The following is a 12,669-nucleotide window of genomic DNA, read 5'->3' as shown; positions in this document are numbered from 1 at the left end:
ATGACCGCGCTCGCCTTTTCGACAGGCTTGGCTGCGGTCCCCGCTTTTGCAGATACGATCAGTCCGGAAAGCTACAGCGCGGAATTGGCCGTCGGCGAAACAGTGACAATCGAGAAGACTGTCGTCATCGAAGCGACGGGCCCTACGGATGCAGTCATCGATGTCCATTTCCTGATCGATACATCAGGTAGCATGGGTGCACAGGTCGATGCGGCAAAGGCTGCATCAAGCGGCCTGTTCTCGGCCCTTGAAACCAGCTTTGGCGATGTGGCCGCCAGCGTCGGGGTCTTCTCGGAAGCAGCGACCCTGACAGAATCGAGGCCCAACGCCTTGGCAATCATCGGTGGCGGCCTGACCACGGACAACCCGACGTTCACCGCCAACGTGAATTCCGTGCAACTCAACGTGCCAGACGGTGGCGGCGATTTTCCAGAGTCAGGTTGGACCGCCATTGCACTGTCAGGGGAGAACCTTGACTGGCGGCCTGGATCGAATCGCTTCATGTTCGTGTTCACGGACGCCTCTGCCAAGGGCGATCTTGCCGGTGCGCAGGCTACCCTGGCCGCAAACGACATCTCGCTTGTGACGCTGTCCTACGGGAGTCTGGCGACGATCACCGCATCCTACGTGACCCCTTTCGGCGCTGCGGCGACGGCCTATGCAAGTTCGACAAGTGCGGCTGACATCATCGCCGACGTCACGGCCGGCATTACCGCCGGCTTTGCCGACTACAGCACTGTCAGCGTCAGCGACCTGGGTCTTGGTGCGTTGCAGGGAATCGACGTCAGCGCCGTCTGCACGGGCGCGGACATCGGCGTTTGCAGCGGCGACAGTGCGACGGGAACCTTCGATCGCTCCGTGGACCGGACCTTCACCTCCGACGTCACATTCGAACGCACGGGTGGGAGCGATGCCGCGTTCCTGACCTATGGTCTGGTCGACGGCGGTATCGTCGCTCGCGAATCCGATACCTTTACCGGCGGCGGGGTTCCGGCCGTTCCGCTGCCGGCCGGATTGCCGCTTATCCTGACCGCATTCGCTGGCCTTGCGTTCTTGCGTCGCCGGCAAGCCTGATCCAACCTTCAGAAAATCAAGGAATGCGGCGTGCAGCACGCCGCATTCTCCAATTCTCGGGGAAGCTGGCAATGTCATCGATCTCGCTTCGGCCAAACATCCGGACCATCACGTTCCTCCTTCTCTCGGCCGTCGGACAGACCGCCGGCGCTGCTACATTTGGAAATGAGTTGTTGATTCCCCAGCCGTCCGAAGACACCGCTTATCTCCTGCCGATCTCTCGAGCGCTCGATAGCGGCAACATCGCGCGGGCTGAAGATCTCGTTCGCAAGCGACTTTCAGTCGTGCCGCAGGACGCAATCGCCTGGGAAGTCCTGGGCGTGACGTTGGCGCTTGGCGGTCGGTCGAGCGAAGCGGACGCGGCCTATGCCAAGGCGGTCGAGATTGATCCAGCTCGTCTGAGTGCCTGGGTCAAATGGGGCGACCTTGCCGAGGCTTCGGGAAACAAGCCGGACGCCATGCGCCACTGGGCATCCGCGATCGAGATTGCGCCGACCTATGGTCCTGCACATCAGCGCCTTGGCACGGCCCATGCGGATGCCGGCGATCTGACCCGCGCCATTCTCCACCTCGAGGCGGCCTTGGCGGCCGACGTGACAGGAACATCCGGTGCCAGAACGGAACTGGCGTTTGTCTACAACAGGGCCGATCGGCCAGAGGACACGCTTGCGCTTTTCAGCGATCCGGCAACCATGGCAGATGCCGACGCGCGCCGTATCCTTGCGCTGGGCAACGCCCATGCCCAGCTTGGTGCCTACGAAAAGGCCCTGACGCTTTACCAGCAGGGGATCAGGGATGCACCGCAGGACAATGCCCTTCTCAAGGCGCAGGGTGCCGTGCTCGTCAATCTCGGGCAGGCCGACAAGGCGGTCCTGTCGCTGGCTGCCCCTGCAGAGGCAGAGCCAGTCGACGCGTTTGCCAATCTGCAATATGCCATTGGTCTGCTGTCACTGGGGCGAACGGCCGAGGCTGTGACGGCTGCAGAACGCGCCGCGGGAGCCAGTGGATCAGCGGATGTCTCGCGCCAGGCTTTGACGATCCTTGCGCGGGCACACCTTGCGACGGGCAACTTTTCGGAAGCGACTGCTGCGACGACCCGATTGACCGAAATGATGCCCGATGATCCGGCCGCGTGGCGCGAACATGCGGCCATCCTCGGGGCCGCAGGGCAGTACGAGGATGCCAAGACGATCTACGACAAGTCGATTGCACAATTTGCCGGCGATGCCCCGCTGCTGCGGGGGCGCAGCATGGTGAATATCCGGCTGGGCGACCTCGACGCTGCCGCCCAGGATGCGGCCACAGCCGCTGAAGCCGCGCCAGCGTGGCTCGAGCCGCAATACATGCTGGGTGAAATCGAGCAGTCTCGGAGACAGGGAGCCGCCGCCGAGGCGGCTTTCCGGGCTGCCCTCTTGCGTGATCCAAACCATTGGCCAAGCCTTGTAAAACTCGCGGGTCTGCGCCTGGAAGCCGGCGACGTTGCCGAAGTTCTTCGATTGTCGGAACAGGCCGTGAGTCTGTCCGGCGGTGCACCGGCCGCAACCGACATGCAGGACCGAGCGCAGTCGCAGCAATAGCGCCGCGCCGCCTGTCACACCTTCCAGACCCCGTCCGCCGCCAACCCCCGACGGGCTATCGCATTGCGTGTATCGATGACCGGGCCACCCAACCGCGCGAGCGCTGCACAGTCGATGTCATCGTGGGCCGTGGCGATCAGCACCGCAGCGTGATCGCCGGCCTTCGCCTATCGCCCGCGTTACTGTGCGCAGGGACCAAGATATGGGCCATGATCCGCAAAGATTTGGCAGTCATCAGGTCCGCAGGGCGGGCAGTCCTACGCCGGTCGATTCGAATCCGCCGTCTGCGGCCAGAATTTGGCCCGTCACGTAGCTCGCCTTGTCGCTGGCAAGAAAGCAGATCGCCTCGGCGATCTCTCGTTCTGTGCCGTATCGGTTCAAGGGGATCGCGTCATGGTAGGCGGCGCGAATTGCCGGCGAATGGACGGCAAGTGCCAATTTGGTATTGACCGGGCCGGGGCAGACGCAGTTCACGCGGATGCCGACTTCGCCCAGTTCCGCCGCCTGTTGTTTCGTGAGGTGAATGACGGCAGCCTTGGACGTGCCGTAGGCGATCCGCAGGGTCGACGCCCGCAGGCCCGAGATCGAGGCGATGTTCACGATGGCACCGCCCCGTTTCGCAAGAAGCGGCAGGCAGGCTTGCGACATCAGGAAAACGCCGTCGAGGTTCGTGTCCATCACGCGACGCCACCGGGCAAAATCGGTGTCGGCCAGCGGCCCGAAATCCGCTACGCCGGCGTTGTTCACCAGTATATCGAGCCTGCCGCAGGTCTGTTCGATTTCGGCCAGCGCCTGCGCGACGTCTTGCTGGATCGACACGTCGCAGGTGACGCCCAGTGCGCCGGGCAAGTTGGCCACAGCGGCCGAGAGTGCGTCCGCGTCACGGTCCAGCAGCACGACGCGGCGGCCTTCGGCGTGAAACAGGGTCGCTGTGGCAAGTCCGATGCCGCGAGCGGCACCGGTGATCAGGGCGACGGTGTCGATCATTTCAGCATCTCCGGCAGGAACAGGGACAGGGCGGGGACCGCCGCCACGATGGCAAGGCCGATGAGGCTGACGGCCAGAAAGGGCAGCGCCGCGCGTGCGATGCGTTCCAGCGGCAGGCGGGTGATGTTGGCCGCGACGTAAAGGTTGATGCCGACGGGCGGCGTGATCAAACCGATGGCGAGGTTCACCATGACCAGCACGCCGAACCAGACCGGGTCCCAGCCCAGTTCGCGCACCACCGGCATGAAGATCGGCAGAGAGATGAACATGACCGTCACCGGGTCCATGAACATGCCCGCGATCAACAGGATCAGCATGATGACCATCAGGATCACTGCGCCATTGTCAGACAGCCCCAGCAACTGGCCGGAGTACTGGCCAACCAGATCCTCGACCGTGACGACCCACCCGAAAAGGCTGGCATAGGCCACGACCAGCATGACCACCGCAGACGAAGCTGCCGCCTCGGTCAAAGCGTCGTAGAGCGTGCGCACCGTCAGCGTGCGGTATGCGAAGGCACCCACGGCGATTGCATAGACCGTGGCGACCAGTGCCGCTTCTGTCGGGGTGAAGATGCCGGAATAGATACCGCCAAGGATCACGACGGGGGTCATCAGACCCCAGAAAGAGCCGCGAAAGGTGCGACCCAGATCGCGCCAATAACCATCGCTTGCGGGTGTAGGGGCGAGGCGGTCAAGCCCCTCGCGGCCGCGTGGCTTGATGAAGGGCAGGACGATCAGCATGAGCAGGCCCATGAACAGGCCGGGCACGATCGCGGCGGTGAATAGCGCCGAGATCGATGTTTCCGCGATGACGCCGTAAATCACGAGGCCAATGGAGGGCGGGATGACGATGGAAAACGCGGCCCCGGTGCAGACGAGGGCTGCCGCGGCAGCGCGCGGATAGCCGTCCTCTTGCATGCCCTTGATGATCATCGGCCCGATTGCGGCGACGGACGCGGGGCCAGAGCCGGAGACGGCTCCCCAGAACAGGCAGACGACGGTGCCGACCACGCCCATGCCGCCGGGCAGGTTTCCGATCAGGACACGGAAGAAACGGATCATCCGCTCTGCAATGCCCAATGTGCCCATCAGGGTGCCGGCAAGGATAAAAAAGGGGATCGCAAGCAACGCATACTTGGCGATCCCGGTGGCGATCAGGTCGCCTGCGAGTTCAAAGCCGAAACCGATCTGCCACATGGCGAACATCGCCGACAGACCAAGCGCAAAGGCCACCGGCACGCGCAGCGCCATCAGCAGAAAGAAGGCGACGATCATCTGGGTGCCGGCACCCATCCCGAGGATGTCAGACACCGGGGGTCGCCTGTGGCTCTGCGCGGGGCGCGCGCCATGTCTCGGCCGCATGTTGCAAATAACGGATAATGATCAGCGCAAATCCGAAGGGCAGCCCGATCTGATACCACCAGGCGGGCAAGCCAAGCGCGTAGCTGCGGATGCCGCTGTCGATCTGGTTCATCATTGTGACCCATGAAAACCAGGCCGACGCCCCGAGGAGCAGCACCGACAGGAGGACGGACAGGCCAAAGACCACCTGCGCCGCACGTCGGGGCAGGGCGTCCTGCACCAGCGTCACCGCCAGATGTTCGCCCCGCCGGGCGGCAATGGCAGCCCCGAAGACGGTCAGCACCAGAAAACCGTTGGTCAGAACCTCTTCGGATGACGCAAAGGAATAGTGGGTGGCGTAGCGCACCACGACATTGGTAAAGCCGATCAGCGTCATGCCGATGAACAGCACGGCGCAGACGATCTTCTCGAATTCCTGCAGCACAAAGCGCATGGCTGTCTTCCTCCCCGGATCGGCGCGGCCCGGTGTCCGGACCGCGCCAGTTCGTCAATTCGCCGGGGTCGCGGCAATGGCGTCCTGAAAACTGCCGACAATTTCTGGTCCGACCTTGTCGGCCCAGGTGTCGAAGGCGGGCTGCGTCGCCGCACGGAAAGCGGCAAGTTCATCCTCGGAGGGCTCATAGACCTCCATCCCCTTCTCACGCAAAAAGGCGACGCCTTCGGCGGTGCCTTCGCGCGTGATCTGGCGCTGATATTCCATCGCTTCGCTGGCGGCTTCGCGCATCTGCTCTTGCGTCCCGGCGTCCAGACCTTCCCAGACCTGGGTCGATACACCAAGGAAGATCGGATCGTAGGAATAATGCCAGGTCGTCAGGTATTTCTGCACTTCGAAGACCTGCTGCGGGATGATCACTGCTCCGATCGGGTTTTCCTGCCCGTCGACGACCCCCTGTTGCAAGGCGGTCATCGTCTCGCCCCATTGCATCTGCTGGGGGTTGGCACCGAGGGCGTTCATCACGTCGATATACATCGGCCCTGCGACGCGCATGTTCAGGCCCTTCATGTCGTCGGGCGAGGTGATCGGGCGGACGTTGTTGGTGACTTCGCGGAAACCGTTCTCGCCCCAGGCCAGAACCTCGATGCCCTTCTCGCGCAGGATATCCTCCAGCAGCTTGGCGGGTTCGCCTTGGGTCGTGGCATCGACCTGTGCATAGTCGGCGTACAGATAGGGAAGCGAGAAGACGGCCATTTCCGGCACCAGCGGCGTCACGTTGATCGCCGATGTCACCACAAGGTCCAGCGCACCACGGCCGACCATTTCGGCCTGCTTCATCTGGTCGCCGCCCGAAAGCTGCGCGTTGGGAAACACACGGATGTCGTAGGCACCGTCGGTCTTTTCGGCGACCAGTTCTGCAAAGCGGTCGGCCCCCTTCTGCCAGGTCGTGGTGTCGCCGGTGTTGTGCGACAGGCGCAGCGTTTCGGCATGGGCCGCACCGGACAGAACGGTGGTGGCGAACAAAGCGGCAAGCGTGGCCTTTGTGATCATCTTCATGGTTACTCCTCCCTCGAATGTCTACAATGTGGAACAGAGAACGGTGACGCGGGCAAGATATTTCTTGATTTACCCCAAGAAATGAGCAGGTCTTGAGAGAGAATTCGGCCATGCAAAAGGGTCTTGTGGCAAGGTGGTCCATATTGTGAACGATTCGGCCGATATGTCTCCGGTCAGCGGCAGTCAGGCCGTGGACCGGGCGCTGACCCTGTTGCAGATTGCCGGCCGTGCAGGCGGGCGTGGATTGGCGCTGTCGGATCTGATTGTCGCATCCGGTCTGGGCAAGCCGACGGTACGCCGCCTGATGCTGGCGCTGATTCGGGGCGGACTGGTCGAACAGGATCCGAGAACGCGCCTTTATCATTTGGGCGAAGAGGCCTACGTCCTTGGCACGCTGGCGACGCCGCGGCATGGCCTGCTGGAGATCGCGGCGGACGCGGTAGTGCGTCTGGCGCGGGCCAGCGGCGATACGGCCTTCGTCAACATGCGGCGCGGGTCCGCTGCCGTCTGCCTGCATCGAGAGGAGGGGGCGTTCCCGATCCGCACCCACGCCCTTGAAACGGGCGCGCAGCATCCCCTTGGCATCGGTGCCGGCTCGCTTGCCATGCTCAGCGCACTGACGGATGCAGAGGTCGACGTGGTGCTGGCGGACAACGCCGCACGGTTGGCTACGGACTATCCGACCTATGATGCTGATCTGCTGCGCAGCGACGTGGCGGCCACGCGGGCAAGGGGGTTCGCACTGAACCCTGGTCGCATCGTGGGCGGCAGTTGGGGCGTGGGCGTAGCCTTGCGGCGACCGGACGGATCGGTCGCGGGGGCCTTGTCCATCGCAGCCATCGACAGCCGCATGCAGCCGCCACGCGACGCGGAACTGGCCGCGCTGCTGATGCGCGAGGCACATGACATCGAGACACGATTGGCGCGGCGCATGCTGCAGACTGCTTGAGAGGACACGACATGACCGATCCCTACATCGTGGGCTGGGCCCACACCGCATTCGGCCGCAGCGATGCCCCCGACACCGAAGCGCTGATGGCCGAGGTCACGGGGCCGGCGCTGGATCATGCGGGCGTGTCGGCCGAGGACGTGGACGGCATCTTCGTCGGTGTCTTCAACAACGGCTTTTCAGCCCAGGATTTTCAGGGTGCGCTGGTCGGCATGGGCAACGACGCGCTGTCCTGCGTGCCTGCCACCCGCTACGAAAACGCCTGCGCCACAGGATCTGCGGCACTTCACGGCGCGATGGATTTCATCGCCAGCGGTCGGGGCAAGGTGGCTCTTGTCGTCGGGGCGGAAAAGATGACGGCGACACCGGGGGCAGAGGTCGGTGACATCCTGCTCGGTGCCTCTTATCTGCGCGAGGAGCAGGGCGTCGGCGGCGGGTTCGCCGGGTTGTTCGGCCAGATCGCGGGCAACTATTTCCAACGTTACGGTGACCGGTCCGAGGAACTGGCGATGATCGCCGCCAAGAACCATGCCAACGGGATGCAGAACCCCTTCGCCCACATGCGTCGCGACTTCGACGTGGCCTTTTGCAACACCGTGTCGGACAAGAACCCGCTCGTGGCTGGACCATTGCGGCGCACGGACTGTTCGCTTGTGTCCGACGGCGCGGCGGCGCTGGTCTTGGCGGCCCCCGACGTCGCGGCAGACTTGCACCGCGCGATCCGCTTCCGCGCCCGCACCCACACGAACGAACCGCTGGCCCTGTCGCGCCGCGACATGACCCGGTTCGACGGCGCGCGACGCGCCTGGGGTCAGGCCTATGCTGCGGCCGGCGTGTCGATCGACGACCTGAGCTTCGTGGAAACGCACGACTGCTTTACCGTGGCCGAAATGCTGGAATACGAAGCGATGGGGCTGGCCGAACCGGGGCAGGGCGGCCGCGCGATCCGCGAAGGCTGGACCGCGAAGGACGGGCGGTTGCCAGTGAATCCATCAGGCGGGCTGAAGTCCAAGGGCCACCCCATCGGGGCGACCGGCGTGTCGATGCACGTCATGGCCGCGATGCAGCTGATGAATGAGGCTGGCGGAATGCAGATTCCAAATGCCCGACTGGCGGGCGTGTTCAACATGGGCGGGGCTGCCGTCGCCAGCTATGCCTCGATCCTCGAACGGGTCGCGTGATGCGGCCCGTGTCGACCCGCGTGATGAACCTGTCGCAGTTCCTGACCGACTCCGCCCGGCGGCAGCCAGAGGATATCGGCCTCGTCTGGGGTGACGCGACATGGACATGGGCCGAAATGGAGGCGCGGTCCACTGCCTTTGCCGCTGCGCTCCGCGACCGCTACGGGATGCGGAAAGGCGACCGCCTGCTGGTGCAATCCGCCAACTGCAACCAGATGTTCGAGGCGGCTTTTGCCTGCTGGAAACTCGGCTGCGTCTGGGTGCCGGCCAACTATCGCCAGACGCCGGAGGACGTGGCCTGGCTGGCGGCCTCGTCCGGTGCGAAAGGGCTGCTGGCGGAGGCAGAGTTCGCGTCACACATCGCCGCCTGCGACACGTCCTTCACCGTCACCATCGGCGGCGCGGGCAATGACGATTACGACACGCTCGTCGCGGACCATGCAGATGCAACGGTCGTCCCTGCCGTGGTGGACCGCGACGATCCGGCGTGGTTCTTCTTCACCTCCGGCACGACGGGCAAGCCCAAGGCGGCGGTGTTGACCCATGGGCAGATGGCCTTTGTCGTAACCAACCACCTCTGCGATCTGATGCCGGGGACGGGGCCTGACGATGCCTCCATCGTCGTGGCACCGCTGTCGCATGGCGCGGGAATCCATCAGTTGGCGCAGGTGGCGCATGGGGTAAAGACGATCCTGCCGGGTGGCACGAAGTTCGACCCGGAGGAGGTCTGGCGGCTGGTGGCACATTGGCGCGTCACCAACGCCTTTACGGTGCCCACCATCGTGAAGCTGCTGGTCGAACACCCCGCCGTTCACGTTCATGACCACTCGTCCCTGCGTTACGTGATCTACGCCGGCGCGCCGATGTACCGCGCCGATCAGGTGCGCGCGCTGCATGTGCTGGGACCCGTTCTGGTGCAGTACTTCGGCCTGGGCGAGGTCACCGGCAACATCACGGTGCTCCCGCCCGCGCATCATGCGGTGGACGATGCCGTCATGCGGATCGGCACCTGCGGCTTTGCCCGGACGGGCATGCAGGTGCAGGTGCAGGACGCCGAGGGGCAAGAGGTCGCCACCGGCGAGACGGGCGAGGTCGCGGTCATCGGGCCCGCCGTCTTTGCCGGTTATCACGACAACCCGGATGCCAATGCCAAGGCGTTCCGCGACGGATGGTTTCTGACCGGCGATCTGGGCCACATGGATGCCGAAGGGTTCCTCTTCCTGACGGACCGGGCGTCGGACATGTACATCTCGGGCGGATCAAACATCTACCCCCGAGAGATCGAGGAGAAGATACTGGAGCACCCCGACATCAGCGAATGTGCGGTGCTGGGGATGCCGGACCCGACCTGGGGCGAAGTCGGCGTCGCCGTCTGCGTGGCGCGGGGGCCGGCACCCGATCCGGCGACGCTGCTGGACTGGCTGCGTGCCCGTGTGCCGCGCTACAAGATGCCGAAGGCGGTGGTGTTCTGGAACGAAATGCCGAAATCCGGTTACGGCAAGATCACCAAGAAGCTGATCCGCGCCGAATTGATCGCGAGAGGCGATCTTGCAGGTGTCTGAGGGACGGCATCTGGTTCACCCCGGTCCGATCGCGGCAAGGCGGATCACGACCCTACCCTGCGTGGCAACCAGAAGGCGCGCAACGTTGCGAGCGGGATCGACCCTGTTGCAGGCGATGGTCGACGCGGCAGGGGGGAAGGGGGCATGGTTCGACCTGCGCGACGTGCAGGTCAAGGTGCTGACCTTTGTCCGCCCCGCGCCGTCGCCTGATGACAGCCACGTTGCGTGGTATGGTGCGCAAACAGTGCTCGCCGACGCCACGATCACGCTGGCCGGGGCGCATCTGGGCTGGCGCGATGGGGCAGGCTTCGCCCATGTCCACGGCCTGTGGTGGGACCGGACCGGGACACCCCATGCGGGGCATCTGCTGGCCGAAGCAACGGTCTTGGCTGTCGATCACCCCGTCGATGTCTGGGTGCTGGACGGGGCGCGGATGGAAAGCACACCCGATCCAGAAACCGGGTTCACGCTGTTTCGCCCGACGCGCACCGGGCCGGTCGATGCTCCCAATGCGGTTCTCGCCACGATCAGTCCCAACGTCATCATCGACGATGCCTTGGGAAAGATCGCCGCCGTCGCAGGTTTCCCCGTGTCGGCAATCAAAGGTTTGGGCAGCCTGATCGGCACGCGGCTCTCGGGGCGGGCAGGACTGGATGACCTCGCGACAGAGGTGCTGCTGACGGGTGACGCGGGCAAAGGCGTGATGGCCGTCGGCTTTGACGGGCCAGCCGTCGCGGGCGATCTGGCCACGGACACGAACCGGGTCTGCGTGACCTTCGAAGTGATTTTGCTGGCTGGTGCGGCCCGGCCTGCCAATCGATCGACCGACTGAAGGGCGGATATCGTCTTCGTCGCGCGCAATGTTATCGCATACGCATAGGTCTTGGATTATGTCGGGGCCAACGCAACCGAGAAACCGGACCACGCCATGACTCGCCTTCCCTTGATCGCCGCCCTCGCCATTCTGCTTGCCGGGCCCGCCGTGGCGCAATCTCAGACTTATGCCATGATGCTTGGCAATCGGCAGCTCGGCACGCTCGGCTTTGATGGCAGCGGCCAAGACGTGCACCTCCTCTCCCGCCTCGACAACACGCCGCTGGGTGTCGCCGACGGCACGTTCGAGGCGACGACACGCGCCAACGGCACTGCGGTCGACTACGTCGGCCAGAACCGTGGCAGCAAGACCCGCGATATCGCGATCACGCGGCAGGGCAACACGGTCAGTGCCGTGACCGTTTCACCGACCGACGACATGACAGCGCTGTCCGTGCCAGCGCAGGTACCCGTCGGGACCCTGACCACGGCAGAGGTCTTTGGCATCCTTGCCCTTGGCAAGACCTGTCCGAACCCGATGGCGATGTATGACGGGCGCCGCGTGGTGCAGCTGGCCACGACGGCAATCGATACGCAGGGCGACACCGTGATCTGCACGATGTCCTACCGCGTGGTCGCCGGCAAAGGGCACCTGTCGCCGTTCAACTTCAAGTCCCTTGCCATGACCGCCGTCTATCGGTCACAGGCCTTGGCGCTGATCACGGTCAGCGCGGGTGGGTTCGACGTCAATCTGGTGCGGCAGTAGTCCTACAGGCTGCGCCCGTCCAGATCCTCGACCAGTTCGAAGAACTCGAACACGAGCGGCATATCGTCGGACCAGCCGCCGTTGCGCTTGAACCAGTGTTCCTTGGCGGTTTGCCAGCCTTGCAAAGTGTAGGTGCTGCTCTCGGCCTCCGCCATCTCCTCGGTCACATCGCAAAAGCGGACATGTTCGACGCGGGTCGTGCGGACGACCAGCGCCGGAGATCCACCCCAGTTTGCCGCGATATCGCAGCGCCCGACGACCGGCATGGCATCCGGGTCGTCCTTCAGATCGCGCCAGGGCGCGACATTCGCAGACTTCAGACCCTTGCGGACAAGCTCGATCTGCGCCTGACATTCGGCCTTGTTGTTGCCGAATTTAAAGGTGCCTACCCCGGGGTAGAGGTCGTTCAGGTCCACGATGGCGTCGTAGTCGTCTTGTTGTATCATCTGCCGAAGCTCCTAAAATTTATAGTAAAAATGGCAGTTCATTTACTGATTCTCCGTCGATACATATGCAATCTCTCCCACAAGCCGAATGCTGTCCAACCAAGCGTATCTGCACGCATCTGCTCCAACAGCTTGTTATATAGCTCCTCCGCGGCACCTTCAGGTTCCAGATAAGCAGGGTCGTTAAGCGGTAGACTTAAGCTGACACCCATGAGGTATCCCAAAGTGTGGAGATACTCATTCATAAGCTGGCACGTCCGGTGTGAACCTATAATTTGAATTTCGGCGCTTACATGCCTTAACTTTTCCAGAAAGGGCTGGGTAAACCCGACAGGACCGGCGCGCAACTCGGAGTAGTGAGGGCAGCCACGCAAAAACTCAGCATAAGTTCTCTGCCTAGATGCGATTGTAACCTCCAAGCCGGACCAAAGCCTCCCCAATACAAAGGAAGCGACAGC

At 63.6% G+C, this 12,669-nt stretch carries 13 protein-coding genes; 7 read left to right on the top strand and 6 right to left on the bottom strand.

Translation table 11 applies throughout. The annotated features are described in order from the left end of the window. Together ACOI1H_RS19960 and ACOI1H_RS19955 are read left to right on the top strand one after the other, a co-directional pair. Nucleotides 1-1,074, top strand: a 1,074-nt coding sequence (locus ACOI1H_RS19960) for a VPLPA-CTERM sorting domain-containing protein (RefSeq protein WP_422439617.1), incomplete at its 5' end; no start/stop codon positions are given. Nucleotides 1,075-1,145: 71 nt separating this feature from the next. After that, a complete protein-coding gene (locus tag ACOI1H_RS19955) occupies nucleotides 1,146-2,651 on the top strand; it encodes a tetratricopeptide repeat protein (RefSeq protein WP_422439616.1) in 1,506 nt (501 codons plus the stop codon). Nucleotides 2,652-2,885: 234 nt separating this feature from the next. On the opposite strand, the gene ACOI1H_RS19950 is transcribed toward ACOI1H_RS19955, so the two are convergent. From ACOI1H_RS19950 to ACOI1H_RS19935, 4 genes are read right to left on the bottom strand one after another with little or no spacing between them, the layout of a single operon-like run. Further along, on the bottom strand, nucleotides 2,886-3,638 hold the full coding sequence (locus ACOI1H_RS19950; protein ID WP_422439614.1) for an SDR family NAD(P)-dependent oxidoreductase: 753 nt from the start codon (nucleotides 3,636-3,638) through the stop codon (nucleotides 2,886-2,888). Next, nucleotides 3,635-4,951 carry a TRAP transporter large permease gene (locus ACOI1H_RS19945; RefSeq protein ID WP_422439613.1) on the bottom strand — a complete coding sequence of 439 codons (1,317 nt, stop codon included), beginning with the start codon at nucleotides 4,949-4,951 and terminating at the stop codon, nucleotides 3,635-3,637. Before ACOI1H_RS19945 ends, ACOI1H_RS19950 begins: the two co-directional genes overlap by 4 nt. Then, nucleotides 4,944-5,435, bottom strand: a complete 492-nt coding sequence (locus ACOI1H_RS19940; protein WP_422439611.1) for a TRAP transporter small permease — start codon at nucleotides 5,433-5,435, stop codon at nucleotides 4,944-4,946. The genes ACOI1H_RS19945 and ACOI1H_RS19940 overlap by 8 nt, the downstream gene beginning before the upstream one ends. Nucleotides 5,436-5,489: 54 nt before the next feature. Next, complete coding sequence (locus tag ACOI1H_RS19935; RefSeq protein WP_422439609.1) at nucleotides 5,490-6,494, bottom strand: DctP family TRAP transporter solute-binding subunit; 1,005 nt, start codon at nucleotides 6,492-6,494, stop codon at nucleotides 5,490-5,492. A gap of 163 nt (nucleotides 6,495-6,657) precedes the next feature. Here ACOI1H_RS19935 and ACOI1H_RS19930 point away from each other — a divergent pair, with 163 nt between their 5' ends. The 5 genes from ACOI1H_RS19930 to ACOI1H_RS19910 all read left to right on the top strand — a co-directional run bounded on the left by ACOI1H_RS19930 (nucleotide 6,658) and on the right by ACOI1H_RS19910 (nucleotide 11,765). Further along, a complete protein-coding gene (locus tag ACOI1H_RS19930; RefSeq protein ID WP_422439619.1) occupies nucleotides 6,658-7,443 on the top strand; it encodes an IclR family transcriptional regulator in 786 nt (261 codons plus the stop codon). Between the two features lie 11 nt (nucleotides 7,444-7,454). Then, the gene (locus ACOI1H_RS19925; RefSeq protein ID WP_422439607.1) at nucleotides 7,455-8,624 is read left to right on the top strand and encodes an acetyl-CoA acetyltransferase; all 1,170 of its coding nucleotides are present in this window, start codon (nucleotides 7,455-7,457) and stop codon (nucleotides 8,622-8,624) included. Continuing rightward, the gene (locus tag ACOI1H_RS19920; RefSeq protein ID WP_422439605.1) at nucleotides 8,624-10,186 is read left to right on the top strand and encodes an acyl-CoA synthetase; all 1,563 of its coding nucleotides are present in this window, start codon (nucleotides 8,624-8,626) and stop codon (nucleotides 10,184-10,186) included. The genes ACOI1H_RS19925 and ACOI1H_RS19920 overlap by 1 nt, the downstream gene beginning before the upstream one ends. 85 nt (nucleotides 10,187-10,271) lie before the next feature. Beyond that, nucleotides 10,272-11,018 (top strand): hypothetical protein, encoded by a 747-nt coding sequence (locus ACOI1H_RS19915; protein WP_422439604.1) that lies wholly within the window; start codon nucleotides 10,272-10,274, stop codon nucleotides 11,016-11,018. Nucleotides 11,019-11,114: 96 nt separating this feature from the next. Beyond that, nucleotides 11,115-11,765: a hypothetical protein gene (locus ACOI1H_RS19910; protein ID WP_422439602.1), complete on the top strand. Its 651-nt coding sequence runs from the start codon at nucleotides 11,115-11,117 to the stop codon at nucleotides 11,763-11,765. A gap of 2 nt (nucleotides 11,766-11,767) precedes the next feature. On the opposite strand, the gene ACOI1H_RS19905 is transcribed toward ACOI1H_RS19910, so the two are convergent. Both ACOI1H_RS19905 and ACOI1H_RS19900 read right to left on the bottom strand, forming a co-directional pair. Next, the gene (locus ACOI1H_RS19905; protein WP_422439600.1) at nucleotides 11,768-12,211 is read right to left on the bottom strand and encodes an ASCH domain-containing protein; all 444 of its coding nucleotides are present in this window, start codon (nucleotides 12,209-12,211) and stop codon (nucleotides 11,768-11,770) included. A 38-nt stretch (nucleotides 12,212-12,249) separates the two neighbouring features. Beyond that, the coding region (locus ACOI1H_RS19900) for a hypothetical protein (RefSeq protein WP_422439598.1) at nucleotides 12,250-12,669 on the bottom strand (420 nt) is incomplete at its 5' end.

This window comes from Loktanella sp. DJP18 (genome assembly GCF_049310965.1).
Classification (GTDB): Bacteria; Pseudomonadota; Alphaproteobacteria; order Rhodobacterales; family Rhodobacteraceae; genus Loktanella.
This window is presented reverse-complemented; position numbering and strand designations above follow the sequence as displayed.